This window comes from Flexivirga sp., from assembly GCF_051955415.1.
Classification (GTDB): domain Bacteria; phylum Actinomycetota; class Actinomycetes; order Actinomycetales; family Dermatophilaceae; genus Flexivirga.
The window spans coordinates 1-26,289 of the sequence record NZ_JBQCGS010000093.1; the positions used below are offsets into that span (position 1 = coordinate 1).

Sequence of the window (26,289 nt, forward strand, 5' to 3'; positions counted from 1 at the left end):
TCGACGTCCTCGCCCGATGCCGCATCACCGTCATCACTACCACCGAACCCGAGATCGGAGCCGATCAACTACCCGAACTCACCGCCTGAAACCTCAACAAGGAGAACGCGAACCGCTACACCACTACCAGGGACTTGACCAACCCGCGACGGTTGAGGGTTGTGTGCAGGCCCGACCTCGCGCCCTGTGGACAACGCCCGGACGTGTGGTGAACGTGCCAGCCTCCTGGTATGACGGACGAAGTCGTACCTGTGTTGGGCAGCATCTTCACCTCGAGGGATGCGGTCCGATCGGGCATCAGCCGGCGCAGCCTCTCCGGGCCGGAATACCGGCCGCTGATTCGCGGGGTCTACACGTCCGCCAGCTCGCCGCCGAGTCTCCTGGCCAAGGTCGGCTACCTGCTCAGCGCACTTCCTCCCGCGCGATTCGCCTCGCACCACACCGCCGCGGCGTTGTGGGGTGCAGTGACGCCGCATGCGTCCGACATACATCTGGGCACGCCCAAGCGGCACCACTCGACCCATCGGGGTATACGACTGCACTTCTACACGCATCGTCCCGAGCTGGCGCAAAACTCCGGAGTCTGGTTGACCACGCCGGCACAGACGTTCCTGGACCTCGCTGCGGTTCTGGAGTTCGTCGACCTGCTGATCCTCGGTGACTCGCTGGTCCGGCATACGACGCTCACTCCGGCTCAGTTACGGGCGTTCGTCGCCGACCGCCACTGCAACGGCGCACGCCGGGCCCGCGAGGTTGCCGCGCACGTCCGCTCGAAGGTCGACTCGCCCAACGAGACCAGGCTGCGCCTGCTGATCACCAGCTCCGGGATGGTCGAGCCCACGATTGGTCATGTCGTCGAATTGGGTTCGAGATATCGGCAACTCGACCTCGCGTACGTCGCGCTTAGACTCGCGATCGAATTCGACGGGCGTCACCACATCAGGCGCGAAGCGCAATGGGACGGCGACATCTTGCGGCGGGAGGAGATCGAGGGCCTCGAATGGCGGTTCGTGATCATCACCTCCAGTGCGATGTTCGGCGAGCCGCTGCAGGTGCTAAGTCGCATCGGTGACGCGGTCCAGCTGCGCACCGGCGAGCCGGTCACAATCCACGACGGCTGGCGCCGGCACTTCGGCTGACATCCGATGGCGCCGTGGCGCGCACACCCCGCGACCGTTGAGGGTTGTGCACGTGAATTGGCGCGGCGGCGCGCACACCCCGCGACCGTTGAGGGTTGTGCACGTGAATCGGCGCCGCGGCGCGCACACCCCGCGACCGTTGAGGGTTGTGAGCAGGTATGACGACCTGTCGGCATCGCTGGCAAAACGGATCTTGGGGCGCCGGTCTCGCGAATTGCACCGGGTCACGCTCGGGCCGACCGATGTGGCAGAGTTCGGCCTGTGGATTTCCCGGCCGAGACGCCTCCGACCCCGGTCTTCTTCGTGGCCGGCGGGACGGGGATCTCTGCGGAGACGCTCGGCAACATGATGTTGCAGCAGTTTCCCAGCGTGCGGTTCGTGCGCGAGAAGCTGCCGTTCATCAAGACGCCCGAACAGGCCCGTGAGGCCGTCGCCCAGATGGATGCGATCAAGACCGACGTGGTGACACCGCTGGTGTTCTCCACCGTCGCGGTCGAGGAGATCCGCGAGATCCTGTCCGGCACCGAGTGCGCCTTCATCGACCTGTTCGGCTCGCACCTGGACATGGTCGAGCGGGTGTTGCACGTCAATGCGGCGCACAACGCCAGCAGTGCGCACGGCATGCGGGATGTCGGCGAGTACGACGCCCGCATGAAGGCCGTGGAGTTCGCCATCGAGCACGACGACGGGCAGAGCCTGCGCCAGCTCGAACGCGCCGACCTCATCCTCACCGCTCCGTCCCGATGCGGCAAGACGCCGACGACGATGTACCTCGCGCTGCAGTACGGCCTCCGGGTGGCCAACTATCCCCTGGTCGAGGAGGACTTCGAGTCCGGCGGGCTGCCCACACCGATCGCACCGTATGTCGACAAGTGTTACGGCCTGCTGTCGACCGCGCAGCGGCTGAGCCAGGTGCGCACCGAACGCCGGCCCGGCTCGACCTACGCCACCCTGGCGCAGTGCACCTACGAGTTGCGCCGGGCCGAAGCCATGTTCCGGAGGCACCGCATCCCCTACACCAACTCCGCCGCCATGTCGGTGGAGGAGATGGCCGCGACCATCATGCAGACGCGCAAGCTGAGTGCCGGACGCACTTCCGGCGCCGGAGGACGATGACGCGAAAGTCGCGTCATACGAAAGGAATCCCGACATGACGAACATCGAGTGGTTCGCCGATCTCGGCATGAACGACGTCGAGACCGTGGGCGGCAAGAATGCCTCGCTCGGTGAGATGGTCCAGCACCTTTCCAAGGCCGGTGTCAGCGTGCCGACCGGTTTCGCGACGACCGCGGACGCCTACCGGCGGTTCCTCACCGAGACGGGCCTGAAGGCCGAGATCGACGAACTGCTCGACGGGCTCGACGTGGACGACGTGCGGGAACTGGCCAAGGTCGGCGCGAAGATCCGCGGGGACATCGAGCAGCAGGCGTTCCCGGCCGACCTCGAGGCGGACATCCGCTCGGCATACGAGCGGCTCACCGGTGAGCAGGGCGAGGAGGTCACCTTCGCGGTGCGCTCGAGCGCGACCGCCGAGGACCTGCCGGACGCATCCTTCGCCGGTCAGCAGGAGACCTTCCTCAACATCAGCGGCATCGACAACATCCTGCACGCGATCAAGCTGGTCTTCGCCTCGCTCTACAACGACCGGGCCATCGCCTACCGGGTCCACGCCGGCTACGACCACTCACTGGTCGCGCTGTCCGCCGGCATCCAGCGGATGGTGCGCTCGGACATCGGCTCCTCCGGCGTGATGTTCACCATGGACACCGAGTCCGGCTTCCGGGACGCGGTGTTCATCACCTCCAGCTACGGCCTGGGCGAGGCCGTCGTGCAGGGCGCGGTCAACCCGGACGAGTTCTACGTCTACAAGCCGGCGTTGCGGGCCGGCCGCCCGGCCATCCTCAAGCGCGGCGTCGGTTCAAAGGCCACCAAGATGGTCTACACCGGCGACGCGACGGTGGGGGAGACCATCCATTTCGTGCCGGTCGACGAGGCCGAGCAGGGCAAGCTGTCGCTCACCGACGACGAGGTGACCGAGCTGGCCAAGCATGCGGTCGCGATCGAGGAGCACTACGGCCGGCCGATGGACATCGAGTGGGGCAAGGACGGCGTCGACGGCAAGCTCTACATCCTGCAGGCCCGTCCGGAGACCGTCCAGTCACGGGCGAACGCCTCCACGTTGCAGCGATTCGTGCTCAAGGAACGCGGCCCCGTCGTGGTCGAGGGGCGCGCGATCGGCCAGAAGATCGGCGCCGGCGCGGTGCGCACCCTGGACTCCATCGACTCCATGCACGAGTTCCAGGCCGGCGAGGTGCTGGTGGCCGACATGACCGACCCCGACTGGGAGCCGATCATGAAGCGGGCTTCGGCCATCGTCACCAACCGGGGTGGCCGCACCTGCCACGCGGCGATTATCGCCCGCGAGCTGGGCATCCCGGCGGTGGTCGGCACCGGATCGGCCACCCGCGACCTCACCAACGGCCAGGAGGTCACCGTCTCGTGCGCCGAGGGCGACACCGGCTTCGTGTATGACGGCGCCCGCGCCTTCGACGTCGACGAGACCGCCCTGGACGAGATGCCCGATGTGCCGGTCAAGATCATGATGAACGTCGGCACCCCGGACCAGGCGTTCGAGTTCAGCCGGCTGCCCCACAAGGGCATCGGCCTGGCCCGGCTGGAGTTCATCATCAACCGGCAGATCGGCATCCACCCGCGGGCACTGCTGGAACTGGAGGACCAGGCGCCGGAGATCCGCAGCCACATTGAGGCGCTGATCGCGGCATACGACAGCCCGCGCGAATTCTTCGTCAAGCGGGTCGCCGAGGGTGTCTCGACGCTGGCGGCGGCGTTCTACCCGGAGCCGGTCATCGTGCGCATGTCGGACTTCAAGTCCAACGAGTACGCCGGCATGCTCGGCGGCGAGCGCTACGAGCCGGACGAGGAGAACCCGATGATCGGCTACCGCGGTGCATCGCGGTACCTGTCGGAGGACTTCGCGGACTGCTTCGCGATGGAGTGCGAGGCGCTGCGCTACGTCCGCGAGGACATGGGCCTGACCAACGTCAAGGTGATGATCCCGTTCGTGCGCACGCTGGAGGAGGGCAAGGGCGTCATCGACCTGCTGGCCCGCAACGGCCTGCAGCGCGGTGAGAACGACCTGCAGGTCATCATGATGTGCGAGGTCCCCAGCAACGCGGTGATCGCCGACCAGTTCCTCGACCACTTCGACGGCTTCTCGATCGGCTCCAACGACATGACCCAGCTGACCCTCGGGCTGGACCGCGACTCCGGGCTGGTCGCGGCGGGCTTCGACGAGCGCAACCCGGCCGTCAAGGCGATGCTGGCCATGGCGATCAAGGCCTGCAAGGACCGCGGCAAGTACGTCGGCATCTGCGGGCAGGGCCCCTCGGACCACCCCGACCTGGCCGACTGGCTGCTCGACCAGGGCATCGAGTCGATGTCGCTCAACCCGGACACCGTCGTGGAGACCTGGTTGCGCCTGGCCAAGCGGAGCGAGGAGCACGCCTCCGCCTAGCAACTGCCGGCCGGCAGTCTCCGCACGTATGTCGAAGGCGCCCTTCCGATCCGGGTGGGCGCCTTCGCCATACCACGCGCGCGCCAAACATCCCACGTTAGGTTCAATGGGTGTCCGCTGCCATCCCACCGCCGAAGCGCACCAGCGAGCTCGTCGTCGCCCACATGGAGCGGCTGATCCGGGACGGGGACTGGCCGATCGGCGAACGCATTCCCGCCGAACCGGAGCTGGTCGAGCGCTTCGGTGTCGGCCGCAACACCATCCGCGAGGCGGTGCGAGCCCTCGAACACGTCGGCATGCTCACGCCGCGCCGTGGCGACGGCACCTATGTGCGCAGCGCCAATCCGTATGCCGCCGTCATCCAACGCGAGACCACGGCGGAGCTGCTCGACCTGCTCCAGGTGCGCCGCGCCCTGGAGACCGAGGCGGCGGCCGCGGCAGCACGGTCCGCGACGGCGGACGCCAGGAAGCGGATACGGCGTTTGTTGGAGGTTGCCGAAAACGCTTTCGTATCAGGCGAACTCGACTCCTACGATCAGGCCGACCTCGCCTTCCACGAGGGCGTTGTCGCCGGGTGCGGCAACCCGTTGCTCGTGCAGATCTATGCGGGCGTGCTCGAGGCGATGCGCCGGTCGCACGCGGAGGTCACCCGAGCCCTGCAGTCCACGCGGATCCATCCGCCGGGACACCGTGCGCTGGTCGAAGCGATCGAGCGCGGTGATCCCGACGCCGCCCGAGACGCCGTCGCGGACTATCTCGCCGAGGCCGAGGAAGGTGCTCGACAGTGAGCGAGGCAAGGGCTGGGACGCTGCCCGCCCGCAAGGACACGGCACTCGGCGGCCGGAGCGCACTCGTCGCCGCGCTCGGCATCATGCTCGTGGCGGCCAACCTGCGTCCGGCCGTCGTGTCGGTGTCGCCGCTGATCGACACGATCTCCGACACGTTCGGCTTCAGCAGTTCGACCGCTGGTCTGCTGACCACACTCCCAGTGCTCTTCTTCGGGATCAGCTCGCCGCTGGCGCCACGGCTGGCGCACCGTTACGGCATCGAGCGCACCATCTTCGGGGCGCTCGCGGTGCTGCTGGCCGGCATCCTGCTGCGGCTCGTGGCGTCGGCGACGGCGCTGTTCGCCGGTTCGGTGCTGGTGGGTGCCGGCATCGGGATCTGCAATGTGGTGCTGCCCGCGCTCATCAAGAGAGACTTCGCGCACCGCTCGGGCCTGATGACCGGTCTCTACTCGATGACCCTGTCCGGTGGTGCCGCGGTCGCGGCCGGTCTGACGGTGCCCATCGCCGATGCGCTGCACGGACAGTGGCGAGTGACCCTCGCGGCATGGGGACTGCTGGTCGTCGCCGCGATGGTCCAGTGGCTGCCCCAGTTGCGGCGCCGCCACACGGTCGAGACGTCCCGTCGATCGGCCGGCACATGGCGCGACCGCACGGCGTGGGCCATCACGATCTACATGGGCTTCCAGTCGTTCATCTTCTACACCTTCGGTGCCTGGCTGCCCAAGTTCCTCGTCGACGAGACCGGTATGTCGATCGGCGCCGCGGGCGGGGTGCTCGCCGCGGCGCAGACCGCGGGACTGACCTGTTCGCTGCTCGCGCCGATCGTCGCGGGGCGCCTGGCGGACCAGCGCGGCATCGCACTGGGCACGCTCGCGTTCAGCATGCTCGGCTTCGTGGGGTTGTTGACCGTGCACCATGCCCCGGTGCTGTGGGCCTGCATCGTGATGGTCGGCCCCGGCTGCGGCATCGGCCTGTCCCTGCTGTTCATGGTGCTGCGCAGCAACTCCACCGCCCAGGCCGGCGAGGTATCGGGCATGGCGCAGTCCGTCGGCTACGGCCTGGCCGCCGTCGGCCCGATCCTCATCGGCGCGGTGCATGATGGCACCGGATCCTGGACGGTTGCGATGATCGTGCTCGCCTGTGCCGCCATACCGCAGGGAGTGGCCGCGCTGCGTGCTGCCGGGGCGGGCCGGATGGCACCGGACCTGCACTGACGGTGTCGGCGAGGACTTGGCGGGATGCGGTCGCCTCGAGGCGGGGACCGAGCCGCGTGCACAACCGGCGACGGTCGCTGGTTGCGCCGGGTCTCGTCTCGCGGCGTGGTCGACCTCACGCGCCTCGATTTGGTCTGTGTGTCGCTCTCTGGCAGACTGTTCAAGTTGCTTGACGCGCAGTGATCACGTGTGTCGCCGACCGAGCCGGAGCGATCCGGCCCCGGTGAGACGCCGAACTGCCGCCCCGAAAGCGCCCAGTCCGCCAGCAGGCAGACCGTCCGGGTGAGGTCGGGAAGCGCAAGCCACAGGTGCGAAATCACTGGTTTCGCCCGGCCAACCACGCCAGAGAAGTCGGCGTCGTGCTGCGGAGCACACGCGACACACCCGAGCGCGGGGGTCGGGGAGTGCGGCCGGGTCTCACACCGAACAGACCTAGTAAGTAACTGAAGTACGGCGAGAGAGAGACACGGGCGAATGGCGGGACAAAAGATCCGCATCCGACTGAAGTCGTATGACCACGAAGTCATCGACAGCTCGGCGCGCAAGATTGTCGACACGGTGACTCGTGCCGGTGCAACGGTGGTCGGCCCCGTGCCGCTGCCGACGGAGAAGAACGTCTACTGCGTTATCCGTTCACCGCACAAGTACAAGGACAGCCGCGAGCACTTCGAGATGCGTACCCACAAGCGGTTGATCGACATCGTTGACCCGACACCGAAGGCCGTCGACTCGCTGATGCGTCTCGACCTGCCGGCGGACGTCAACATCGAGATCAAGCTCTGAACGGGAGGAATGACTCGATATGACTCACACAACTGAGCGTTCCGTGAAGGGTGTTCTGGGCGAGAAGCTCGGCATGACGCAGGTCGGGGACGAGAACGGCCGGCTCATCCCGGTCACCGTCGTGCAGGCCGGCCCGTGCGTCGTCACCGCTGTCCGCGGTGAGGGCGAGGGCTACCACGCGGTGCAGATCGGCTACGGCGCGATCGACCCGCGCAAGGTCAACAAGCCGCTGACCGGTCACTTCGAGAAGGCCGGCGTCACGCCGCGTCGCCACCTCGCCGAGATCCGCACCGCTGACGCTGCCGACTACCAGCTCGGTCAGGAAGTCACCGTGGAGACCTTCGAGGCCGGACAGCGCATCGACGCCGTCGGCACCACCAAGGGCAAGGGCTTCGCCGGTGTCATGAAGCGGCACGGGTTCGCCGGTGTCAGCTCCTCGCACGGTGCGCACAAGAACCACCGCAAGCCGGGCTCGATCGGTGGCTGCGCCACCCCGGGCCGCGTCTTCAAGGGCATGCGTATGGCGGGCCGCATGGGCGGCGAGCGCCAGACCACCCAGAACCTCACGATTCACGCGATCGACACCGACAAGGGTCTGTTGCTGATCAAGGGCGCCGTCCCCGGCCCCCGCGGCGGCATCGTCCTGGTCAAGACCGCGGCGAAGTCGTCCGTCAAGGAGGCCTGAGCCAGATGACGACCGTTGACATCACCAGCGCCTCGGGCGCCAAGGCGGGCACCGTCGAGCTGCCGGCCGAGATCTTCGACGTGCAGACCAACGTCCCGCTGATCCACCAGGTCGTGGTGGCGCAGCTGGCCGCGGCACGTCAGGGCACGCACTCCACCAAGACCCGCGGCGAGGTCCGCGGTGGTGGCAAGAAGCCCTACCGCCAGAAGGGCACCGGCCGCGCCCGTCAGGGTTCGACCCGCGCCCCGCAGTTCGCCGGCGGTGGCATCGTGCACGGCCCGAAGCCGCGCGACTACGCACAGCGGACCCCCAAGAAGATGAAGGCCGCCGCGCTGCGTGGCGCCCTGTCCGACCGGGCCCGTCACGACCGCATCCACGTGCTGGCATCGTTCGTCGAGGGCGACAAGCCGTCGACCAAGAACGCCGCCAACCTGCTGGGCGACCTGACCGACCGCAAGAACCTCCTGGTGGTCCTCAGCCGTGACGAGCAGACCGCGCTGCTGTCAGTGCGCAACCTCGCCGACGTGCACGTGCTGTTCGCCGACCAGCTCAACACCTACGACGTGCTGTGCGCCGACGACCTGGTGTTCACCCAGGCCGCGCTCGAGCGTTTCCTGGCCGGTCCGGCCGCCGCCGTCAAGGCAGCTTCGGCCGCCCCGGCGCAGCCCGCCACGACGGAGGCAGCTGCCTCCGAGGTCGCCGAGGGCGGCTTCGGCGCCGACTCGGCCGCCCCGTTGGCCGACGGTGCGTCGCCCGACCCGCAGACCTTCACGGTCAAGGGCAACAAGGACTCGATGAAGTACCACGTCGCCGGATCCCGTTGGTATGACGCCACGGTCGCCGAGGTGTGGTTCAAGACGGCCGAGGCCGCCGCTGCTGCCGGGTTCGCCCCGGCGGGTGGTGCTGCCGCGCAGAAGACCGATAAGGACAAGTGATTCTGCCATGACGCAACTGGGCAAGAACCCGCGCGACATCCTGATCGCGCCGGTCGTCTCGGAGAAGTCCTACGCCCTGCTCGACGAGGGCAAGTACACCTTCCTCGTCGACCCGCGGGCGAACAAGACCGAGATCAAGATCGCCGTCGAGGAGATCTTCGACGTCAAGGTCGACTCGGTCCACACGATGAATCGTCAGGGCAAGACGCGCCGGACCCGCTTCGGCACCGGCAAGCGCAAGGACACCAAGCGCGCCATCGTCTCGCTCAAGGAAGGCGCGATCGACATCTTCGGCTCCCAGGCCTGAAGACGATCGCCCGCAGACAAGACTCCTAAGGACAGACAATGGCTATCCGCAAGTACACGCCGACGACGCCGGGCCGTCGTGGCTCGAGCGTGGCCGACTTCGCCGAGGTCACCCGCTCGACGCCCGAGAAGTCGCTGGTGCGTCCGCTGCCCAAGACCGGCGGTCGTAACGCGTCGGGTCGCATCACGACCCGTCACATCGGTGGCGGTCACAAGCGTGCCTACCGCGTGATCGACTTCCGTCGTCTCGACAAGGACGGCATCCCGGCGAAGGTCGCGCACATCGAGTACGACCCCAACCGCACCGCCCGCATCGCGCTGCTGCACTACGCCGACGGCGAGAAGCGCTACATCATCGCGCCGAACCGCCTGCGTCAGGGCGACACGGTCGAGAACGGCTCGAGCGCCGACATCAAGCCCGGCAACAACCTGCCGTTGCGCAACATCCCGACCGGTACGGTCATCCACTGCATCGAGCTGCGGCCCGGTGGCGGTGCGAAGATCGCCCGCTCGGCCGGCGCGCGCGTCCAGCTCGTCGCCAAGGACGGCCCCTACGCCCAGCTGCGTATGCCGTCCGGCGAGATCCGCAACGTCGACGTCCGCTGCCGCGCGACGATCGGCGAGGTGGGCAACTCCGAGCAGAGCAACATCAACTGGGGCAAGGCCGGCCGCATGCGCTGGAAGGGCAAGCGCCCGACCGTGCGCGGTGTCGCGATGAACCCGGTGGACCACCCGCACGGTGGTGGTGAGGGCAAGACCTCGGGTGGTCGCCACCCGGTCAGCCCGTGGGGTCAGGCCGAGGGCCGCACCCGTCGCCCGAAGAAGGAGAGCGACAAGCTCATCGTGCGTCGCCGTCGTACTGGAAAGAAGCGGTAAGAAATGCCCCGTTCACTGAAGAAGGGCCCCTTCGTCGACGATCACCTTCAGAAGAAGGTCGACGCACAGAACGAAGCCGGCACCAAGAACGTCATCAAGACCTGGTCCCGCCGGTCGATGATCACGCCCGACATGCTCGGCCACACGCTCGCCGTGCACGACGGTCGCAAGCACGTCCCGGTCTTCGTGACCGAGGCGATGGTCGGCCACAAGCTCGGCGAGTTCGCCCCGACGCGGACCTTCAAGGGTCACGAGAAGGACGACCGGAAGGGACGTCGTCGCTGATATGTCTACTACTGAGAACACCACCCCGACCGTGGGAGCCAAGGCACAGGCGCGGTTCGTCCGCATCACGCCGATGAAGGCCCGTCGCGTCGTCGACATGGTGCGCGGCAAGAACGTCCAGGAGGCCATCCACCTGCTGACGTTCGCGCCGCAGGGTGCGAGCGAGCAGGTCCTCAAGACCCTCAACAGCGCCGTCGCCAACGCCCGCCAGAAGGCCGACCAGGCCTCGGTCGCGTTCGACGAGCGACTGCTGGTCGTCACCGAGGCGTATGTCGACGAGGGCCCGACCATGAAGCGGTTCCGTCCCCGTGCCCAGGGTCGCGCGAGCCGGATCCTGAAGCGGTCGAGCCACATCACCCTGCACGTTGCACAGCCCGAGCGAAAGGACGGTGGCCGGTAATGGGTCAGAAGGTCAACCCGAACGGTTTCCGTCTCGGCATCACGACGGACCACAAGAGCCGTTGGTTCGCCGACTCGGCCAAGCCGGGTCAGCGCTACCGCGACTACGTCAAGGAAGACGTGGCGATCCGCGGCCTGATGTCGACCGGCATGGAGCGTGCCGGCATCAGCAAGGTCGAGATCGAGCGCACCCGTGACCGTGTGCGCGTCGACACCCACACCGCCCGTCGGGGCATCGTCATCGGCCGCCGCGGCGCCGAGGCGGACCGCCTGCGTGGTGCGCTGGAGAAGCTCACCGGCAAGCAGGTCCAGCTGAACATCCTCGAGGTCAAGAACCCCGAGACCGACGCTCAGCTGGTCGCCCAGGGCATCGCCGAGCAGCTGTCGGCGCGTGTCAACTTCCGTCGCGCCATGCGCAAGGGCATGCAGACGGCCGAGCGCGCCGGCGCCAAGGGCATCCGGGTCATGGTCTCGGGTCGTCTCAACGGCGCCGAGATGAGCCGCACCGAGTTCTACCGGGAAGGCCGTGTGCCGCTGCACACGCTGCGCGCGAACATCGACTACGGCTTCTACGAGGCCCGCACCACCTTCGGCCGGATCGGCGTGAAGGTCTGGATCTACAAGGGCGATCTGACCGCCAAGGAGCTGGCACGCGAGCAGGCTGCTGCACCGAGCCGCCCGTCGCGTGGCCGTCGTGACGACCGCCGTGGCGGTGGCCGTGGCCGTCGTGACGCGGGCCCGCGCAGCACCGAGGCTCCTGTCGAGGCGCCGGTCGCCGAGAACACGTCCGCCGAGGCCCCGCAGGCCGCGGCGAGCAACCAGGGAGCTGAAGCCTGATGTTGATTCCCCGTCGTGTGAAGCACCGCAAGCAGCACCACCCCAAGCGCGGTGGAGCCGCCAAGGGTGGCACCGCTGTGTCGTTCGGTGACTACGGCATCCAGGCGCTGGAGCCGGCATACGTCACCAACCGGCAGATCGAGTCCGCTCGTATCGCCATGACCCGCTACATGAAGCGTGGCGGAAAGGTCTGGATCAACATCTACCCGGACCGCCCGCTGACCAAGAAGCCGGCTGAGACCCGCATGGGTTCCGGTAAGGGCTCGCCCGAGTGGTGGGTTGCCAACGTCAAGCCGGGTCGGATCATGTTCGAGCTGTCCGGTGTGTCCGAGGAAGTTGCTCGCGAGGCGTTGCGCCTGGCGATGCACAAGCTGCCGATGAAGTGCCGCTTCGTCGCGCGTGAAGGTGGTGACCTCTGATGGCAGTGGGTTCGAAGGACCTGACTTCCGCGAAGCTGCGTGAGCTGGACGACCAGGCGCTGGCCGACGAGCTCGGCAAGGCCAAGCAGGAGCTGTTCAACCTGCGGTTCCAGTCGGCCACCGGCCAGCTGGAGAACAACTCGCGGCTGCGTGCGGTCCGCAAGGACATCGCGCGCATCTACACCGAGCTGCGTGAGCGCGAGCTCGGCATCGGGCGCCAGCAGGAGACCGACGAGAAGGTCGGGTCATGAGCGAAGAGAACAAGGAAGCAACCGTGACCGAGCGCAACGACCGCAAGACGCGCCAGGGCTACGTCGTCAGCGACAAGATGACCAAGACGGTCGTCGTCGAGGTCGAGGACCGCGTCAAGCACGCGCTCTACGGCAAGGTGCAGCGCAAGACCGCCCGCGTCAAGGCGCACGACGAGCAGGAGACCTGCGGCGTCGGCGACCGTGTCCTGATCATGGAGACCCGGCCGCTGTCGGCGCAGAAGCGCTGGCGCGTCGTGGAGATCCTCGAGAAGGCCAAGTAAGAACGTTCGTAGGACGCGGCCGGCTCGTCCGGCCCGTCATACGACCACCGCGGTGGCTCGCCGCCGCAACTGCAAACACATCCGTTCCACAAGGCTCGCCGAGAGCGAGAACCAGTGAGACGACAGGAGAAGAAACGTGATCCAGCAGGAGTCGCGACTGCGCGTCGCCGACAACACCGGTGCCAAGGAGATCTTGTGCATCCGGGTGCTCGGTGGCTCGGGACGTCGCTACGCCGGCATCGGTGACACCATCGTGGCGACCGTCAAGGACGCCATCCCGGGCGGCAACGTCAAAAAGGGCGATGTGGTCAAGGCCGTTGTCGTGCGTACCCGCAAGGAGAAGCGCCGTCCGGACGGCAGCTACATCAAGTTCGACGAGAACGCTGCGGTCATCCTCAAGACCGATGGTGACCCGCGTGGCACGCGCATCTTCGGTCCGGTGGGCCGGGAGCTGCGCGACAAGAAGTTCATGAAGATCATCTCGCTCGCGCCGGAGGTGCTCTGAACATGGCAGGCAAGCCGAAGATGAAGATCAAGAAGAACGACCTCGTCCAGGTGATTTCCGGCAAGGACAAGGGTCTGCAGGGCAAGGTCATCTCGGTCGACCCCGAGCGTCAGCGTGTGCTGGTCGAGGGCGTCAACCGGATCACCAAGCACGTCAAGGCCGGTCAGCCGGGCGGCGGCGCAGGTGGCATCGAGGTCACCGAGGCGCCGATCCACGTCAGCAACGTCATGATCGTGGACCCCGAGACGAACAAGCCGACCCGCATCCGCATCCGCGAGGAGCAGGTGGAGCGTGACGGTCGGACCAAGACCGTTCGCACCCGCGTGTCGGTGCGATCCGGAAAGGACCTGGCATGAGTGCAACTGCACCGGAGAAGGTGGCGCCGCGCCTGAAGGCTCGCTACCAGTCCGAGATCAAGGGCCAGCTGCAGGACGAGTTCCAGTTCGCCAACGTGATGCAGGTGCCGACGGTGACCAAGGTCGTCGTCAACATGGGTGTCGGCGACGCCGCCCGTGACTCCAAGCTGATCGAGGGCGCCATCAAGGACCTGGCGGCGATCACCGGCCAGAAGCCGGCCGTCACCAAGGCCCGTAAGTCCATCGCGCAGTTCAAGCTGCGTGAGGGTATGCCGATCGGTGCGCACACCACGCTGCGCGGCGACCGCATGTGGGAGTTCCTGGACCGCCTGGTGTCGATCGCACTGCCGCGCATCCGCGACTTCCGCGGTCTGTCGCCCAAGCAGTTCGACGGCAACGGCAACTACACCTTCGGTCTGACCGAGCAGTCGGTGTTCTACGAGATCGACCAGGACAAGATCGACCGCGTCCGCGGTATGGACATCACGGTCGTCACCACTGCGAGCAACGACGACGAAGGCCGGGCCCTGTTGAAGCACCTCGGCTTCCCTTTTAAGGAGAACTGAGCATGGCGAAGAAGGCCCTGGTCAACAAGGCCAACAAGAAGCCGAAGTTCGCGGTGCGCGGCTACACCCGCTGCCAGCGGTGCGGCCGCCCGCACTCCGTCTACCGCAAGTTCGGCCTGTGCCGTATCTGCCTGCGCGAGATGGCACACCGCGGCGAACTGCCCGGCGTCACCAAGTCGAGCTGGTGACAACGGTATGACGACCCGGTCGTCATACTCGCCAGCACACCAAGCAAAAACCACGTAACAACTACACCGAAGGTCCGCACCGGCTCCGGCCCGCAGAAACCACGGTGAGAAGGGCAAGTGCCCACCATGACCATGACCGACCCGATCGCGGACATGCTGACCCGCGTCCGGAACGCCAACTCGGCGCACCACGACTCGGCGACGATGCCGCACAGCAAGCTCAAGTCGCACATCGCCGAGATCCTCCAGGCGGAGGGTTACATCTCCGGCTTCCGCGTCGAGGGCGAGGGTGTCGACAAGACGCTCACCATCGATCTGAAGTACGGCCCCAACCGGGAGCGCTCCATCGCCGGCGTCCGCCGCGTGAGCAAGCCCGGTCTGCGGGTCTACGCCAAGTCCACCAACCTGCCCAAGGTCCTGGGCGGTCTCGGCGTTGCCATCCTGTCCACTTCGTCCGGTCTGCTCACTGACAAGCAGGCGGCGAGCAAGGGCGTCGGCGGGGAAGTCCTCGCCTACGTCTGGTGACCCGGAACAGATAAGGAGTTAGACAGATGTCACGTATTGGACGTCTTCCCGTTCCGGTGCCCAGCGGTGTCGAGGTGACCATCAACGGCCAGGCCGTTGCGGTCAAGGGTCCCAAGGGCCAGCTCGAGCTCACCGTGCCGGAGCCGATCACCGTCGCCAAGGGCGAGGACGGCGTGATCAACGTGTCACGCCCCAACGATGAGCGCGACGCGCGGTCCCGCCACGGCCTGACCCGCAGCCTCATCAACAACATGGTCGTCGGTGTCACCGACGGCTTCACCAAGAAGCTGGAGATCCACGGCACGGGTTACCGCGTGACCGCGAAGGGCTCGGACCTGGAGTTCGCCCTCGGTTACAGCCACTCGATCCTGGTCAAGGCTCCGGAGGGCATCACCTTCGCGGTCGAGAACCCCACCCGGTTCTCGGTCAGCGGTGTCGACAAGCAGCAGGTCGGTGAGGTCGCCGCCAACATCCGCAAGCTGCGCAAGCCCGACCCGTACAAGGCAAAGGGTGTCCGCTACGAAGGCGAGCACATCCGCCGCAAGGTCGGAAAGGCTGGTAAGTAAGCCATGGCAAAGATCGTCAAGCGTTCCACGAGCAAGGCTGCGGCCCGCGCTCGGCGCCACTTCCGGCTGCGCAAGCGCGTGTCCGGCACCGCGGAGCGTCCCCGCCTGGTCGTCAACCGCTCCTCGCGGCACGTGTTTGTCCAGGTCGTCGACGACACCGTCGGCAAGACCGTCGCGTCCGCGTCGACCATGGAAGCGGACCTGCGCGCACTCGACGGTGACAAGACCGCCAAGGCCCGCAAGGTCGGCGAGCTCGTCGCCGAGCGCGCCAAGGCGGCCGGTGTCGAGGCGGTCGTCTTCGACCGCGGCGGCAACAAGTACGCCGGTCGGGTCGCCGCCATCGCGGACGGCGCTCGTGAAGGTGGGTTGACTCTGTAATGGCAATGTTCAACGTCGAAATGAGGAAGCACTGATGCCTGGACCCCAGCGTCGAGGCGCTGCCGGCACCGGCAGCAGCTCGAACGACAACACCAACGACCGTCGCGACAACCGTCGCGGGGGCCGGGACAATGACCGCGGCGGGCGCCGTGGTGGCGACGACCGCAACCAGTATCTCGAGCGCGTCGTCACCATCAACCGCGTGGCCAAGGTCGTGCAGGGTGGTCGCCGCTTCAGCTTCACCGCCCTCGTGGTCGTCGGTGACGGTCAGGGGACCGTCGGTGTCGGCTACGGCAAGGCCAAGGAAGTCCCGTCCGCCATCGCCAAGGGCGTCGAGGAGGCGAAGAAGTCCTTCTTCCGCGTCCCGATGATCGGCGGCACCATCCCGCACCCGGTGCAGGGCGAGGAAGCCGCGGGCGTCGTCCTGCTGCGTCCGGCCAGCCCCGGTACCGGTGTCATCGCCGGCGGCCCGGTGCGCGCCGTGCTGGAGTGCGCGGGTATCCACGACGTGCTGTCCAAGTCGCTCGGCTCGGACAACGCGATCAACATCGTGCACGCGACGGTGACCGCGCTGAAGGGCCTGGAGCGCCCCGAGGCCGTCGCCGCCCGCCGCGGGTTGCCGCTGGACCAGGTTGCGCCGGCAGCGATGCAGCACGCGATGGCCGACGCCGCCGCTGCGCAGAGCGACAAGGCAGGTGCCTGATGGCAAACACGCTGGTTGTGACGCAGATCCGGTCCGAGATCGGTGGCAAGCCGCAGCACCGGGAGACTCTTCGGTCCCTCGGCCTGAAGCGGATCGGCCACACGGTCGAGAAGCCGGACAGCCCGGAGTTCCGTGGCATGGTTCGCGCGGTCGCTCACCTGGTGACCGTCGAGGAGAAGTGAAGCAATGACTGAAGAGAAGACGCACGCACTGAAGGTGCACCACCTGCGTCCTGCTCCCGGCGCCAAGACCGCCAAGACCCGCGTGGGTCGCGGTGAGGGCTCGAAGGGCAAGACCGCCGGTCGCGGCACCAAGGGCACGAAGGCGCGTTACCAGGTGCCCGAGAGCTTCGAGGGTGGCCAGACGCCGCTGCACATGCGACTGCCGAAGATGCGGGGTTTCAAGAACCCGTTCAAGGTCACCTACCAGGTCGTCAACCTGGACAAGATCTCGGCGCTGTTCCCCGACGGCGGCGACGTCACCGTCGAGGACCTGGTCGCCAAGGGCGCGGTCCGCAAGGGCCAGCCGGTCAAGGTGCTCGGCACCGGGGAGATCACCGTCGCGGTGAACCTCACCGTGCAGAAGTTCTCCGCGTCGGCCAAGGACAAGGTCGAGGCTGCGGGCGGCACGATCACTGCCGCCTGAAGCGGTTCGTGACCATTCACAGCTGAAACGCTCCGCGGGAACGACGGGATGACACGTCTCGTTGTTCCCGCGGGGCGTTTCGCGCTCCCCAACGGCTCACCCGGTGAGCCCGCCAGGTAATCTCTGGCGCAGCCAGCCAACACGTGCCACCGCCGACCGGTGGGGGCCCGGCCGGCTTCATGGTTCCCAACGGGACCAGCCGGCACTTGTCACGGCATACCTTCTTGCGCGGAGGTAGGCCCAGGAGGACTCACGTTGCTCAACGTCTTCGGCCGCGCGTTCCGCACGCCCGAGCTGCGGAACAAGATCTTGTTCACGCTGGCCATCGTCGCGGTGTTCCGGTTGGGCTCGCACGTGCCCGCGCCCGGCATCAACTACACGGCCGTGCAGGCCTGCCAGAACGGCTCGGGCGGTCAGCAGTCGCTGCTCGGCCTGGCCAACCTCTTCTCCGGCGGCGCGTTGCTGCAGCTGTCGATCTTCGCGCTGGGCATCATGCCCTACATCACCGCGACGATCATCGTGCAGCTGCTGACCGTCGTGATCCCGAAGTTCGAGCAGCTGAAGAAGGAGGGGCAGTCCGGTCAGGCCAAGATGACGCAGTACACGCGCTATCTGACGATCGGGCTGGCGATCCTGCAGTCCTCGACCCTGGTCACCGCGGTGCACAACAACCCGCAGTCGATCCTGGGCAACGGGCCGGCCTGCGCCAACATCATGACCGACGGCGCGATGCCGACGCTGATCATCATGGTGCTCACCTTCACCGCCGGCACCGGCCTGATCATGTGGCTGGGTGAGCAGGTCACCGAGAAGGGCGTCGGTCAGGGTATGTCGATCCTGATCCTCGTCTCCGTCGCCGCTCGGGTGCCGGCCGAGATCTGGTCGATCCACAACCAGGGCTGGGGCAAGTTCCTCGTCGTCGTGGTCATGGGTCTGGTCATCCTCACCGTCGTGGTCTACGTCGAGAACTCCATCCGGCGGCTGCCGGTGCAGTACGCCAAGCGGATGATCGGCCGGCGGATGTATGGCGGGACGTCGACCTACATCCCGCTCAAGGTCAACATGGCCAACGTGATCCCGATCATCTTCGCCAGTTCGTTGCTGTCCCTGCCGGTGATGGTCGCGCAGTTCACCAACCCGCAGGGAGGGACCAAGCCGCCGGCCGGTTGGGCGGAGTGGATCTTCAACAACCTGGGCAAGAGCGACCACCCGTCGTACATGATCGTCTACACGCTGCTCAACGTGTTCTTCACGTTCTTCTACGTGTCGATCACTTACCAGCCCGATGAGGTGGCCGACGGTCTGAAGCAGTCCGGTTCCTTCATCCCGGGTGTGCGCGCGGGCAAGGCGACCTCGAAGTACATCAACTACGTGCTGTCCCGGATCACCGTCGGCGGCGCCATCTATCTCGCGATCATCGCGCTGATCCCGCTGATCGCCCTTGCCTTGGTGGGGACCAACCAGAACTTCCCGTTCGGTGGCGCTTCCATCATCATCCTCGTAGGTGTCGGTCTCGATACCGTCAAGCAGATCAACTCCAAGCTGCAGCAGCACCATTACGAAGGGTTCCTGAGATAACAATGCGCCTCATCATTCTGGGTCCGCCTGGTGCGGGCAAGGGCACGCAAGCCGAGCGGATCTGCGGATCACGAGGCATTCCGCACATCTCGACCGGTGACATCTTCCGGGACAACATCCGCCGCGAGACGCCGCTCGGCAAACAGGTCAAGGGCATCCTCGACGCGGGCGGCTACGTCACCGACGAGATCACCAACCAGATCGTCGCCGACCGGCTGGCCGAGGACGACGCGCGCGACGGGTTCCTGCTGGACGGTTACCCGCGCACCCTGGCGCAGGTCGAGGCACTGGACACACTGCTGTCCGGGTGGGGACACCAGCTCGATGCCGTCCTGGAGTTGCAGGTCGCCGAGGAGGAGCTGATCGCCCGGCTCGTCAAGCGTGCGGAGACCAGCGGCCGCACCGACGACAACGAGGACGTCATCCGCGAGCGGCAGCGGATCTACACCGAGGAGACGGCTCCACTGGTGCGCGTCTACACCGAGCGACAGCTCGTGGTGCCGATCGACGGCATCGGCGAACTGGACGACGTGGCCTCCCGGATCGACGCCGCGCTGGACGGGCTCGCGACCGCGTGATCTTCGGCCGCGAGCGGCTGCCGGTCAAGACGCCCGAGCAGATCCTGCTGATGCGCCGTGCCGGCCTGGTCGTCGGGGAGTGCCTGCAGTGGTTGCGCGACTCCGCCCGGGCTGGCATGACCACCGGTGACCTGGACCGGCAGGCCGAGGACTTCATCCGCGGCCAGGGCGCGACGCCCAGCTTCCTGGGCTACTACGGATTTCCGGGCACCTTGTGCGTGTCGGTCAACGACGAGGTCGTGCACGGCATACCCGGTGCACGTGTGCTGGAGGACGGCGACCTGGTCTCCATCGACTGCGGCGCGATCGTCGACGGCTGGCACGGAGATGCCGCCATCACGCTCGTCGTCGGTGGGGATGCTGCCGCTCGTGCCGAGGACCTGCAGGTGTCCGCCGCGACCCGGCGCGCGCTCTGGGCCGGCATCGCCGCACTACGGCCCGGCATCGGCATCTACGAGTTGGGTGGCGTCATCGAGGACTCCGTGCGCGACAGTGCGCGGGCGGACGGGCGTCGCTACTCGATCATCGACGGCTACACCGGGCACGGCATCGGCACCGAGATGCACATGGAACCCACCGTCCACAACGAACGGGTGCGGATGCGGGGACCGCAGGTGCGTCCCGGCGCGACCGTCGCGGTGGAGCCCATGGTCACCCTGGGCACCCACGAATCCCACGAGCTGAGTGACGAGTGGACGGTCGTCACCGATGACGGGTCACGAGCGTCGCACTGGGAACACACGGTGGCCGTGACGGACGGTGGGCTCTGGGTGCTCACCGCGGTCGACGGGGGAGCCGCCGAACTCGCCGCCGTCGGCGCGACGTTCGCTCCGCTGGAATAGCCGCTCCGCATTGCCCGATTCCTGTCGCGGGCGGATCGACTGTGGTTACCATCGCCAGAGCACGACCACCACGGCATACAGGGGATCAGTGGGGGAGGGGACGTTCGTGGACGGTGCGGCGCACACCGAACAGGCTGCAGTGGCAGCCGCCCGCGGCTGGGACATCGCACGCCTGGTGCTCGGCTTCGTCACGCTCACTGTCGCCTTCAACGGCACCTGGCATCTCGCCGGTGACCGTGACGAGACCGGTCCGACCGCGCTGGCCGTGATCGGGCTCATCGCCGCCCTCGTCGCGCTGGTCGTCGATCTGGTGTTGCAGCGCGCGGTCATCGGGCAGGACTTCGACCCGGTGTTGCGGCTGGGCATTCGATCGATCCTGGTGGCGACGGTGGTCGTCTACTCGGTCTACGACCTGGTGCACGGCGAATTCCAGGACACCAGCGCAGGATTCGGGTCCTTCGGGCACCTCATGCCACCCGTCGGGTCGGGACCGGTCCTGGCCCTGGCGGGCGCGGCCCTCGTCCTCATCGGGCCGTGGAAGGACCGATGCGCCGGATCAGCCGACGCGTGGCGGCACGCGGCCGCACTAACCGCCGTCCTCGCCGCGATCGCCAATACCTACCAAGGCGTCCGCGCGGTGGCGGCGGCCAACGACACTGGCAAGGGCGTGGCGTTGCCGGTCGCCAGCTGCAGCACGTGGTTCGCGCTGGCGGTCGGATCGGCGGTGCTCGGCGGGGCGCTGCTCACCCGCCGCCGCACCACCTGGCCGGTCGCCTCGCTGTGCGTGCCGTGTTGGGTCATCGTCTTCGCCTGGCAGACCGGTCTGAACTCCTCGTACGACGGCAGCGTCCTGGCCGGTCTGGACCTGTTGCTGAAGTCGTTCGGCACGCTCGGCGTGGGTCTCCTCGTACTGGCGCTGGTGCTCGCGGCGGCACCGGCCAACTCGACCACCGCCGCGGCAGCACCGGGGCAGCGGTGGCGCGACGCCGCACGGGGCCTCACCCTCACGTCGGCCGGCTCGCTGCTGGTCCTGGCGATTCTCGCCGGCGCCTACCTCGGCGTCGACGACACCAGCTGGGGCGTCACCTTCTCGACGATCGGTACGGGGAGCGGATCGGATGCCGGCGACGCCGGTGCGGGCACGGGCGGCCTCGGCGCCGACGGCCCGCTGGTCTGGATCCTGGTGTGCGCCCTGGTGCTGGCGGCCATCGCGCTCGTCGCATGGTCCGCATCCCGGCGCCTCGGTGCCGCGCCCGTCGTGGGTGTCACCTGGGGCGTGCTGACGTTCCTGACGATCGGGATCACGTTGCTGTCCTCGGAAGCGTTGCGTTATCTGGTCAGCAGCGACTTCCTGGTGGTCGGGCGCTCGGTCGGGACACTGGCCGCCGGAACGCTGATCGCCCCGGCCGCCGTCGCGTGCGTCTCGGTGCTGCCGGCGTCCGTGCGCCATACCCACCCGGCGCAACGGGGTGGCCCGGCGACGCCGGCGAACCCGCCCGTCGACCCGTCGACATGAGCCACTGCCCGGAGAGGCCGGGCGGACCTCCTCGCTGCGGCGACGAAAGGAAGCACACCATGCCCGAGACACCGGACGAGACCCCGGACGAGACCTCCGACCGTCACACTGACGGCTGGGCCGCGTGGACGCCGAAGCCCGATGAGCCGGTCCGGCCGCCGCAACGGAGGCTGGACGAGATCGCGGTCGACCGCGAGGACCCGCCCGAGGAGTGACCTTTCGGGCGGCCGCCCCCGGTCCCGCCGATTTGGGGCGGCTGCAGGTCGCCGGGTAGACTGATCCGTCGGGTCTGGAGTGTCTGCTTCCACGCGCACGGTCGACCGCCATCCGCTTCGGGGTTTTCATCAACGAACGCGGTCAGGCGTGTGTCCGCGCACAGGCAGTGCACGGCATACCCGACGCAATTCAGGGGCATTCTCAACCGGAGGGTGCCTCGCCACAGAATCAGTTAGGAAGGCATGGCCAAGAAGGACGGTGTCATCGAGATCGAGGGCACGATCGTCGAGGCCCTCCCGAACGCGATGTTCCGGGTGGAGCTGACCAACGGTCACAAGGTGCTCGCGCACATCTCCGGCAAGATGCGACAGCACTACATCCGGATCCTCCCCGAGGACCGTGTGGTGGTGGAGCTCAGCCCGTATGACCTGACCCGCGGCCGGATCGTCTTCCGCTACCGCTGATTCGTCGGCACGTTCGCCCCGCCACCGCTTCCGCGGTGGCCTGACTTCAAGACAAAAGGTGCGATGAAGGTCCAGCCGAGCGTCAAGAAGATTTGCGACAAGTGCAAGGTGATCCGCCGCAACGGTCGGGTCATGGTGATCTGCGAGAACGCTCGCCACAAGCAGCGTCAGGGCTGATCACCTGCACGACTCGCGTCTTCGCACAACGGACGCAAGAAGTGAACAACTGAAAATCCTTTCGATTCGCGTGGTCCACACTTCACGTCATACGAGCACTTCCGACGTGGACGTCACCCCGGGCGCAGAGGCCCGGGACCCAGCAATCCAGCCACTCCGGCTGACGCGGGACCGATCACGCACCACACCTCTGCGAGACAACAGGAGAAATGCCTGATGGCACGTTTGATCGGTGTCGACCTGCCGCGCGAGAAGCGCGTCGAGGTTGCACTCACCTACATTTTCGGCGTCGGCAAGACCCGCGCCGCCGCGGCGCTGGAATCCACCGGCGTCAGCCCGGACACCCGTGTCCGCGACCTCTCCGAGGACGAAGTCGTCAAGCTGCGTGACTACCTCGAGGGCAACTACCGCCTCGAAGGTGACCTGCGGCGTGAGATCGCCTCTGACATTCGCCGCAAGGTCGAAATCGGTTCCTACCAGGGCCTGCGCCACCGCCGGGGTCTGCCCGTGCACGGCCAGCGCACCAAGACCAACGCTCGCACCCGCAAGGGCCCGAAGCGCACGGTCGCCGGTAAGAAGAAGGCCAAGTAATCCCCTCGCGTTCCACGCGACCGGGACACCTCTCACCACATCGTCTTTAGTTTTCAGGAGAATTCATGCCTCCCAAGAGCCGTCAGGCTTCCGGCGCCAAGAAGGTGCGCCGCAAGGAGAAGAAGAACGTCGCTGCGGGTCACGCCTACATCCGCAGCACCTTCAACAACACCATCGTCTCGATCACCGACCCGACCGGTGCGGTGATCTCCTGGGCGTCGGCCGGTCAGGTCGGCTTCCAGGGCTCGCGCAAGTCCACCCCGTATGCCGCGCAGATGGCCGCCGAAGCTGCCGCGCGTCGGGCGATGGACCACGGCATGCGCAAGGTCGACGTCTTCGTCAAGGGTCCGGGTTCGGGCCGTGAGACCGCCATCCGTTCGCTGGCCGCTGCCGGCCTCGAGGTCGGGGCGATCTCCGACGTCACCCCGCAGCCGCACAACGGCGTCCGCCAGCCCAAGCGTCGTAGCTGAGCGACCCAGACTTTCCTAAGGAGATTTGACTCATGGCCCGTTACACCGGCCCGATCACCAAGAAGTCGCGTCGCCTCAAGACCGACCTCGTCGGTGGCGACAAGAACTTCGAGATGCGCCCCTTCCCGCCCGGCCAGCACGGCCGTGGCCGGGTGCAGGAGAAGGAATACCTCACCCAGCTGCAGGAGAAGCAGAAGGCTCGCTTCACCTACGGCGTCATGGAGAAGCAGTTCGTCCGCTACTACAAGGAAGCCGCACGTCGTCCCGGCAAGACCGGTGAGAACCTGCTGGTCATCCTGGAGTCGCGCCTGGACAGCGTCATCTACCGCGCCGGCCTGGCCCGCACCCGCCGTGCGGCCCGCCAGATGGTGACCCACGGTCACTTCGAGGTCAACGGCAAGCGCGTCGACGTCCCGTCCTACCGGGTGGAGCAGTACGACATCATCACGGTCCGTCAGCAGTCGCGGGAGAAGTTCCCGATCCAGCTGGCGCGCGAGACCTTCGGTGAGCGGCAGGCCCCGGCCTGGATGCACGTCGTGCCCGAGACGCTGCAGATCCTGATCCACTCGCTCCCGACGCGCGAGCAGATCGACATTGCCCTGACGGAGCAGCTCATCGTGGAGCTCTACTCGAAGAACTGAGCTTTCTGGCTCCGGCTCCTCGCAGGTCAGGCAGCGGTGCGGCTCGCAAGCTCGCTCGCACGGGTGCCTGACCTGGTCGTCGCCTCCGCGCCGTCGGCTGATCGCGTGGGTGCGTCGGCCGGGGCTGTCGCCTGATGATGCTCGCCATACCGACTCAAACTGAATAACGAGAAGCGAATACAGAGTCGCTCCTCGGATTGTTTGCACTAGGCCTCATATAGCGGTGGCCAGTGGAAAGGAAAAGAAACAGTGCTTATCGCACAGCGCCCCACTCTGAGCGAGGACGTTGTCTCCGACAACCGCTCGCGTTTCGTCATCGAGCCGCTGGAGCCGGGCTTCGGCTACACGCTCGGCAACTCGCTGCGTCGCACCCTGCTGTCCAGCATCCCGGGTGCCGCCGTCACCAGCCTGCGCATCGACGGCGTGCAGCACGAATTCTCCACGATCCCCGGTGTCAAGGAAGACGTCACCGAGATCATCCTGAACGTCAAGGGTCTGGTCGTCTCCTCCGAGCACGACGAGCCGGTCGTGATGTACCTGCGCAAGCAGGGCCCGGGCGAAGTCACCGCCGCCGACATCGCGCCGCCGGCCGGTGTCGAGGTGCACAACCCCGAGCTGCACATCGCCACCCTGAACGACAAGGGCAAGATCGAGATGGAGCTGACCGTCGAGCGCGGTCGCGGCTACGTCTCGGCGCAGCAGAACAAGTCGGCTGACCACGAGATCGGCCGCATCCCGGTCGACTCCATCTACTCGCCGGTCCTCGCCGTGACCTACAAGGTCGAGGCCACCCGTGTCGAGCAGCGCACCGACTTCGACAAGCTGATCGTCGACGTGGAGACCAAGAACGCCATCGCCCCGCGCGATGCCATGGCCTCCGCCGGCAAGACGCTGGTCGAGCTGTTCGGCCTCGCCCGTGAGCTCAACGTCGAGGCCGAGGGCCTCGACATGGGCCCGAGCCCGACCGACGCCGCGCTGGCCGCCGACCTGGCCCTGCCGATCGAGGACCTGGACCTGACCGTCCGCTCCTACAACTGCCTCAAGCGCGAGGGCATCCACACCGTGGGTGAGCTCGTCGGACGCAGCGAGGCCGACCTGCTGGACATCCGCAACTTCGGTGCGAAGTCCATCGACGAGGTCAAGGACAAGCTGGTCGAGATGGGCCTGCAGCTCAAGGACAGCCCTCCCGGGTTCGACGCGAGCGCCATTGCGGACCGTTACGACGACGAGGACGCCGACGGCAGCTTCGCCGAAGACGAGCAGTACTGAGAAACGCCACCACAGATCGGTGAATCATGTTGCGCTGCAGCGTGATTCGACATACAAGGAGTATTCATGCCTACCCCAACCAAGGGTCCCCGTCTCGGTGGCGGCCCCGCGCACGAGCGGCTGATCCTGGCCAACCTGGCGCAGGCACTGTTCGAGCACGACCGCATCACCACCACCGAGGCCAAGGCCAAGCGCCTGCGCCCGCTGGCCGAGCGCCTGGTGACCTTCGCCAAGCGCGGTGACCTGCACGCCCGTCGCCGGGTGATGACCGTCGTCCGCGACAAGGGCGTCGTGCACCGTCTCTTCACCGAGATCGCGCCCGACATGGCCGACCGCCAGGGTGGTTACACCCGCATCACCAAGATCGGTCCTCGCAAGGGCGACAACGCCCCGATGGCCGTGATCGAGCTCGTCCGCGAGCCGGTCAACGCCAAGCCGAAGCGCGCCGTCGTGGCCGAGGCCGAGGCCGCCACCCAGCGTGCGGTCAAGGAGGACGAGGCCGCTGCCGAGACCACCGACGAGTCGACCGACGCGAGCGCTGACGTCACCGCGACGGTGGACGCCGAGCAGTCCGTGTCGACCGAGGAGCCGTCGACCGAGACCGTCGGCGACGAGCAGGAGGCCGGCTCCGAGAAGGAGTGACCCACCTGTCTTCGGACACCCAGACCTGGCCCCGGTCCCCGGGGGCGGGTCCCGGCCAGGGGGTTGCCGCGCAGGGCAGGCCGCGACGACCAGCCCGGCCCGGTCGGACGCCGTGGGCCGCCGGAGCAGCGCGCCCCCGA

At 67.2% G+C, this 26,289-nt stretch carries 38 protein-coding genes; all 38 read left to right on the forward strand.

Translation table 11 applies throughout. From position 1 onward, the window contains the following. The first annotated feature begins 230 nt into the window (after positions 1–230). Positions 231–1,139 (forward strand): hypothetical protein, encoded by a 909-nt coding sequence (locus ACTHL4_RS15270; protein ID WP_440283623.1) that lies wholly within the window; start codon positions 231–233, stop codon positions 1,137–1,139. A gap of 261 nt (positions 1,140–1,400) precedes the next feature. Next, on the forward strand, positions 1,401–2,255 hold the full coding sequence (locus ACTHL4_RS15275) for a pyruvate, water dikinase regulatory protein (RefSeq protein ID WP_440283624.1): 855 nt from the start codon (positions 1,401–1,403) through the stop codon (positions 2,253–2,255). Between the two features lie 34 nt (positions 2,256–2,289). Beyond that, positions 2,290–4,674 carry a phosphoenolpyruvate synthase gene (ppsA, locus tag ACTHL4_RS15280; protein WP_440283625.1) on the forward strand — a complete coding sequence of 795 codons (2,385 nt, stop codon included), beginning with the start codon at positions 2,290–2,292 and terminating at the stop codon, positions 4,672–4,674. A 110-nt stretch (positions 4,675–4,784) separates the two neighbouring features. Then, entirely contained in the window at positions 4,785–5,462 is a 678-nt protein-coding gene (locus ACTHL4_RS15285) for a FadR/GntR family transcriptional regulator (RefSeq protein ID WP_440283626.1), read from the forward strand. Beyond that, positions 5,459–6,676 carry a CynX/NimT family MFS transporter gene (locus ACTHL4_RS15290; protein WP_440283627.1) on the forward strand — a complete coding sequence of 406 codons (1,218 nt, stop codon included), beginning with the start codon at positions 5,459–5,461 and terminating at the stop codon, positions 6,674–6,676. The genes ACTHL4_RS15285 and ACTHL4_RS15290 overlap by 4 nt, the downstream gene beginning before the upstream one ends. A gap of 474 nt (positions 6,677–7,150) precedes the next feature. After that, positions 7,151–7,459: a 30S ribosomal protein S10 gene (rpsJ, locus tag ACTHL4_RS15295; protein ID WP_114930053.1), complete on the forward strand. Its 309-nt coding sequence runs from the start codon at positions 7,151–7,153 to the stop codon at positions 7,457–7,459. Between the two features lie 19 nt (positions 7,460–7,478). After that, positions 7,479–8,144 (forward strand): 50S ribosomal protein L3, encoded by a 666-nt coding sequence (rplC, locus tag ACTHL4_RS15300; RefSeq protein ID WP_440283628.1) that lies wholly within the window; start codon positions 7,479–7,481, stop codon positions 8,142–8,144. Next, positions 8,141–9,079 carry a 50S ribosomal protein L4, sunset domain variant gene (gene rplD / locus ACTHL4_RS15305; protein ID WP_440283648.1) on the forward strand — a complete coding sequence of 313 codons (939 nt, stop codon included), beginning with the start codon at positions 8,141–8,143 and terminating at the stop codon, positions 9,077–9,079. The genes rplC and rplD overlap by 4 nt, the downstream gene beginning before the upstream one ends. 7 nt (positions 9,080–9,086) lie before the next feature. Then, positions 9,087–9,386: a 50S ribosomal protein L23 gene (rplW, locus tag ACTHL4_RS15310; RefSeq protein ID WP_188839052.1), complete on the forward strand. Its 300-nt coding sequence runs from the start codon at positions 9,087–9,089 to the stop codon at positions 9,384–9,386. A 38-nt stretch (positions 9,387–9,424) separates the two neighbouring features. After that, positions 9,425–10,261, forward strand: coding sequence for a 50S ribosomal protein L2 (rplB, locus tag ACTHL4_RS15315; RefSeq protein ID WP_440283629.1), 837 nt, complete (start codon positions 9,425–9,427; stop codon positions 10,259–10,261). Between the two features lie 3 nt (positions 10,262–10,264). Next, complete coding sequence (gene rpsS / locus ACTHL4_RS15320) at positions 10,265–10,546, forward strand: 30S ribosomal protein S19 (RefSeq protein ID WP_188839014.1); 282 nt, start codon at positions 10,265–10,267, stop codon at positions 10,544–10,546. Between the two features lies 1 nt (position 10,547). Beyond that, complete coding sequence (gene rplV / locus ACTHL4_RS15325) at positions 10,548–10,946, forward strand: 50S ribosomal protein L22 (RefSeq protein WP_440283630.1); 399 nt, start codon at positions 10,548–10,550, stop codon at positions 10,944–10,946. Next, the gene (gene rpsC / locus ACTHL4_RS15330; protein ID WP_440283631.1) at positions 10,946–11,782 is read left to right on the forward strand and encodes a 30S ribosomal protein S3; all 837 of its coding nucleotides are present in this window, start codon (positions 10,946–10,948) and stop codon (positions 11,780–11,782) included. Before rplV ends, rpsC begins: the two co-directional genes overlap by 1 nt. Then, positions 11,782–12,201, forward strand: a complete 420-nt coding sequence (rplP, locus tag ACTHL4_RS15335; protein WP_325548887.1) for a 50S ribosomal protein L16 — start codon at positions 11,782–11,784, stop codon at positions 12,199–12,201. The genes rpsC and rplP overlap by 1 nt, the downstream gene beginning before the upstream one ends. Next, positions 12,201–12,452: a 50S ribosomal protein L29 gene (rpmC, locus tag ACTHL4_RS15340; RefSeq protein WP_440283632.1), complete on the forward strand. Its 252-nt coding sequence runs from the start codon at positions 12,201–12,203 to the stop codon at positions 12,450–12,452. Before rplP ends, rpmC begins: the two co-directional genes overlap by 1 nt. Next, a complete protein-coding gene (gene rpsQ, locus ACTHL4_RS15345) occupies positions 12,449–12,733 on the forward strand; it encodes a 30S ribosomal protein S17 (protein ID WP_440283633.1) in 285 nt (94 codons plus the stop codon). Before rpmC ends, rpsQ begins: the two co-directional genes overlap by 4 nt. A gap of 136 nt (positions 12,734–12,869) precedes the next feature. After that, positions 12,870–13,238 carry a 50S ribosomal protein L14 gene (rplN, locus tag ACTHL4_RS15350; RefSeq protein WP_188839009.1) on the forward strand — a complete coding sequence of 123 codons (369 nt, stop codon included), beginning with the start codon at positions 12,870–12,872 and terminating at the stop codon, positions 13,236–13,238. A 2-nt stretch (positions 13,239–13,240) separates the two neighbouring features. Then, entirely contained in the window at positions 13,241–13,594 is a 354-nt protein-coding gene (gene rplX, locus ACTHL4_RS15355; RefSeq protein WP_440283634.1) for a 50S ribosomal protein L24, read from the forward strand. After that, a complete protein-coding gene (gene rplE / locus ACTHL4_RS15360) occupies positions 13,591–14,160 on the forward strand; it encodes a 50S ribosomal protein L5 (RefSeq protein ID WP_440283635.1) in 570 nt (189 codons plus the stop codon). Before rplX ends, rplE begins: the two co-directional genes overlap by 4 nt. A gap of 2 nt (positions 14,161–14,162) precedes the next feature. Next, a complete protein-coding gene (locus ACTHL4_RS15365) occupies positions 14,163–14,348 on the forward strand; it encodes a type Z 30S ribosomal protein S14 (protein WP_188839007.1) in 186 nt (61 codons plus the stop codon). A gap of 126 nt (positions 14,349–14,474) precedes the next feature. After that, complete coding sequence (rpsH, locus tag ACTHL4_RS15370) at positions 14,475–14,873, forward strand: 30S ribosomal protein S8 (protein ID WP_440283649.1); 399 nt, start codon at positions 14,475–14,477, stop codon at positions 14,871–14,873. Positions 14,874–14,899: 26 nt separating this feature from the next. Further along, positions 14,900–15,439 (forward strand): 50S ribosomal protein L6, encoded by a 540-nt coding sequence (rplF, locus tag ACTHL4_RS15375; protein ID WP_440283636.1) that lies wholly within the window; start codon positions 14,900–14,902, stop codon positions 15,437–15,439. A 3-nt stretch (positions 15,440–15,442) separates the two neighbouring features. Next, positions 15,443–15,817 carry a 50S ribosomal protein L18 gene (rplR, locus tag ACTHL4_RS15380; RefSeq protein ID WP_440283637.1) on the forward strand — a complete coding sequence of 125 codons (375 nt, stop codon included), beginning with the start codon at positions 15,443–15,445 and terminating at the stop codon, positions 15,815–15,817. A gap of 34 nt (positions 15,818–15,851) precedes the next feature. Beyond that, positions 15,852–16,520 (forward strand): 30S ribosomal protein S5, encoded by a 669-nt coding sequence (gene rpsE / locus ACTHL4_RS15385; RefSeq protein WP_440283638.1) that lies wholly within the window; start codon positions 15,852–15,854, stop codon positions 16,518–16,520. Next, the gene (gene rpmD, locus ACTHL4_RS15390) at positions 16,520–16,702 is read left to right on the forward strand and encodes a 50S ribosomal protein L30 (protein WP_188839002.1); all 183 of its coding nucleotides are present in this window, start codon (positions 16,520–16,522) and stop codon (positions 16,700–16,702) included. Before rpsE ends, rpmD begins: the two co-directional genes overlap by 1 nt. A gap of 4 nt (positions 16,703–16,706) precedes the next feature. Next, positions 16,707–17,165: a 50S ribosomal protein L15 gene (gene rplO, locus ACTHL4_RS15395; protein ID WP_440283639.1), complete on the forward strand. Its 459-nt coding sequence runs from the start codon at positions 16,707–16,709 to the stop codon at positions 17,163–17,165. A gap of 255 nt (positions 17,166–17,420) precedes the next feature. Further along, positions 17,421–18,743 (forward strand): preprotein translocase subunit SecY, encoded by a 1,323-nt coding sequence (gene secY, locus ACTHL4_RS15400; protein ID WP_440283640.1) that lies wholly within the window; start codon positions 17,421–17,423, stop codon positions 18,741–18,743. A 2-nt stretch (positions 18,744–18,745) separates the two neighbouring features. Then, complete coding sequence (locus ACTHL4_RS15405) at positions 18,746–19,321, forward strand: adenylate kinase (RefSeq protein WP_440283641.1); 576 nt, start codon at positions 18,746–18,748, stop codon at positions 19,319–19,321. Next, positions 19,321–20,163, forward strand: a complete 843-nt coding sequence (map, locus tag ACTHL4_RS15410; protein ID WP_440283650.1) for a type I methionyl aminopeptidase — start codon at positions 19,321–19,323, stop codon at positions 20,161–20,163. Before ACTHL4_RS15405 ends, map begins: the two co-directional genes overlap by 1 nt. Positions 20,164–20,251: 88 nt before the next feature. After that, a complete protein-coding gene (locus tag ACTHL4_RS15415; RefSeq protein WP_440283642.1) occupies positions 20,252–21,679 on the forward strand; it encodes a hypothetical protein in 1,428 nt (475 codons plus the stop codon). Between the two features lie 59 nt (positions 21,680–21,738). Beyond that, positions 21,739–21,894: a hypothetical protein gene (locus ACTHL4_RS15420; RefSeq protein WP_440283643.1), complete on the forward strand. Its 156-nt coding sequence runs from the start codon at positions 21,739–21,741 to the stop codon at positions 21,892–21,894. A 243-nt stretch (positions 21,895–22,137) separates the two neighbouring features. Further along, positions 22,138–22,359 carry a translation initiation factor IF-1 gene (infA, locus tag ACTHL4_RS15425; RefSeq protein WP_006946284.1) on the forward strand — a complete coding sequence of 74 codons (222 nt, stop codon included), beginning with the start codon at positions 22,138–22,140 and terminating at the stop codon, positions 22,357–22,359. A 63-nt stretch (positions 22,360–22,422) separates the two neighbouring features. Further along, on the forward strand, positions 22,423–22,536 hold the full coding sequence (rpmJ, locus tag ACTHL4_RS15430; protein WP_019286332.1) for a 50S ribosomal protein L36: 114 nt from the start codon (positions 22,423–22,425) through the stop codon (positions 22,534–22,536). A 216-nt stretch (positions 22,537–22,752) separates the two neighbouring features. Then, positions 22,753–23,127, forward strand: a complete 375-nt coding sequence (gene rpsM / locus ACTHL4_RS15435; protein ID WP_325548875.1) for a 30S ribosomal protein S13 — start codon at positions 22,753–22,755, stop codon at positions 23,125–23,127. 65 nt (positions 23,128–23,192) lie between these two features. Then, positions 23,193–23,597: a 30S ribosomal protein S11 gene (gene rpsK, locus ACTHL4_RS15440; RefSeq protein ID WP_440283644.1), complete on the forward strand. Its 405-nt coding sequence runs from the start codon at positions 23,193–23,195 to the stop codon at positions 23,595–23,597. Between the two features lie 32 nt (positions 23,598–23,629). Further along, positions 23,630–24,238 carry a 30S ribosomal protein S4 gene (rpsD, locus tag ACTHL4_RS15445; protein ID WP_440283645.1) on the forward strand — a complete coding sequence of 203 codons (609 nt, stop codon included), beginning with the start codon at positions 23,630–23,632 and terminating at the stop codon, positions 24,236–24,238. A gap of 249 nt (positions 24,239–24,487) precedes the next feature. Beyond that, positions 24,488–25,507 (forward strand): DNA-directed RNA polymerase subunit alpha, encoded by a 1,020-nt coding sequence (locus ACTHL4_RS15450; RefSeq protein WP_440283646.1) that lies wholly within the window; start codon positions 24,488–24,490, stop codon positions 25,505–25,507. A 66-nt stretch (positions 25,508–25,573) separates the two neighbouring features. Next, on the forward strand, positions 25,574–26,149 hold the full coding sequence (gene rplQ / locus ACTHL4_RS15455) for a 50S ribosomal protein L17 (RefSeq protein ID WP_440283647.1): 576 nt from the start codon (positions 25,574–25,576) through the stop codon (positions 26,147–26,149). Positions 26,150–26,289: the final 140 nt, after the last annotated feature.

What these genes read in the sequence shown, in the direction of transcription:
- rpsM (WP_325548875.1), top strand. Translation starts at nt 22,753, where the DNA reads ATGGCACGTTTGATCGGTGTCGACCTGCCGCGCGAGAAGCGCGTCGAG.
- rplW (WP_188839052.1), top strand. Translation starts at nt 9,087, where the DNA reads ATGACGCAACTGGGCAAGAACCCGCGCGACATCCTGATCGCGCCGGTC.
- rpsK (WP_440283644.1), top strand. Translation starts at nt 23,193, where the DNA reads ATGCCTCCCAAGAGCCGTCAGGCTTCCGGCGCCAAGAAGGTGCGCCGC.
- rplQ (WP_440283647.1), top strand. Translation starts at nt 25,574, where the DNA reads ATGCCTACCCCAACCAAGGGTCCCCGTCTCGGTGGCGGCCCCGCGCAC.
- rplC (WP_440283628.1), top strand. Translation starts at nt 7,479, where the DNA reads ATGACTCACACAACTGAGCGTTCCGTGAAGGGTGTTCTGGGCGAGAAG.
- rpsH (WP_440283649.1), top strand. Translation starts at nt 14,475, where the DNA reads ATGACCATGACCGACCCGATCGCGGACATGCTGACCCGCGTCCGGAAC.
- rplB (WP_440283629.1), top strand. Translation starts at nt 9,425, where the DNA reads ATGGCTATCCGCAAGTACACGCCGACGACGCCGGGCCGTCGTGGCTCG.
- ACTHL4_RS15270 (WP_440283623.1), top strand. Translation starts at nt 231, where the DNA reads ATGACGGACGAAGTCGTACCTGTGTTGGGCAGCATCTTCACCTCGAGG.
- infA (WP_006946284.1), top strand. Translation starts at nt 22,138, where the DNA reads ATGGCCAAGAAGGACGGTGTCATCGAGATCGAGGGCACGATCGTCGAG.
- ACTHL4_RS15405 (WP_440283641.1), top strand. Translation starts at nt 18,746, where the DNA reads ATGCGCCTCATCATTCTGGGTCCGCCTGGTGCGGGCAAGGGCACGCAA.
- rpsQ (WP_440283633.1), top strand. Translation starts at nt 12,449, where the DNA reads ATGAGCGAAGAGAACAAGGAAGCAACCGTGACCGAGCGCAACGACCGC.
- rplX (WP_440283634.1), top strand. Translation starts at nt 13,241, where the DNA reads ATGGCAGGCAAGCCGAAGATGAAGATCAAGAAGAACGACCTCGTCCAG.
- rpsJ (WP_114930053.1), top strand. Translation starts at nt 7,151, where the DNA reads ATGGCGGGACAAAAGATCCGCATCCGACTGAAGTCGTATGACCACGAA.
- rplF (WP_440283636.1), top strand. Translation starts at nt 14,900, where the DNA reads ATGTCACGTATTGGACGTCTTCCCGTTCCGGTGCCCAGCGGTGTCGAG.
- rpsD (WP_440283645.1), top strand. Translation starts at nt 23,630, where the DNA reads ATGGCCCGTTACACCGGCCCGATCACCAAGAAGTCGCGTCGCCTCAAG.
- ppsA (WP_440283625.1), top strand. Translation starts at nt 2,290, where the DNA reads ATGACGAACATCGAGTGGTTCGCCGATCTCGGCATGAACGACGTCGAG.
- rplR (WP_440283637.1), top strand. Translation starts at nt 15,443, where the DNA reads ATGGCAAAGATCGTCAAGCGTTCCACGAGCAAGGCTGCGGCCCGCGCT.
- rplV (WP_440283630.1), top strand. Translation starts at nt 10,548, where the DNA reads ATGTCTACTACTGAGAACACCACCCCGACCGTGGGAGCCAAGGCACAG.
- rplP (WP_325548887.1), top strand. Translation starts at nt 11,782, where the DNA reads ATGTTGATTCCCCGTCGTGTGAAGCACCGCAAGCAGCACCACCCCAAG.
- rpmD (WP_188839002.1), top strand. Translation starts at nt 16,520, where the DNA reads ATGGCAAACACGCTGGTTGTGACGCAGATCCGGTCCGAGATCGGTGGC.
- rplE (WP_440283635.1), top strand. Translation starts at nt 13,591, where the DNA reads ATGAGTGCAACTGCACCGGAGAAGGTGGCGCCGCGCCTGAAGGCTCGC.
- rpsE (WP_440283638.1), top strand. Translation starts at nt 15,852, where the DNA reads ATGCCTGGACCCCAGCGTCGAGGCGCTGCCGGCACCGGCAGCAGCTCG.
- ACTHL4_RS15365 (WP_188839007.1), top strand. Translation starts at nt 14,163, where the DNA reads ATGGCGAAGAAGGCCCTGGTCAACAAGGCCAACAAGAAGCCGAAGTTC.
- ACTHL4_RS15420 (WP_440283643.1), top strand. Translation starts at nt 21,739, where the DNA reads ATGCCCGAGACACCGGACGAGACCCCGGACGAGACCTCCGACCGTCAC.
- rpmJ (WP_019286332.1), top strand. Translation starts at nt 22,423, where the DNA reads ATGAAGGTCCAGCCGAGCGTCAAGAAGATTTGCGACAAGTGCAAGGTG.
- rpsS (WP_188839014.1), top strand. Translation starts at nt 10,265, where the DNA reads ATGCCCCGTTCACTGAAGAAGGGCCCCTTCGTCGACGATCACCTTCAG.
- rpsC (WP_440283631.1), top strand. Translation starts at nt 10,946, where the DNA reads ATGGGTCAGAAGGTCAACCCGAACGGTTTCCGTCTCGGCATCACGACG.
- rplO (WP_440283639.1), top strand. Translation starts at nt 16,707, where the DNA reads ATGACTGAAGAGAAGACGCACGCACTGAAGGTGCACCACCTGCGTCCT.
- rpmC (WP_440283632.1), top strand. Translation starts at nt 12,201, where the DNA reads ATGGCAGTGGGTTCGAAGGACCTGACTTCCGCGAAGCTGCGTGAGCTG.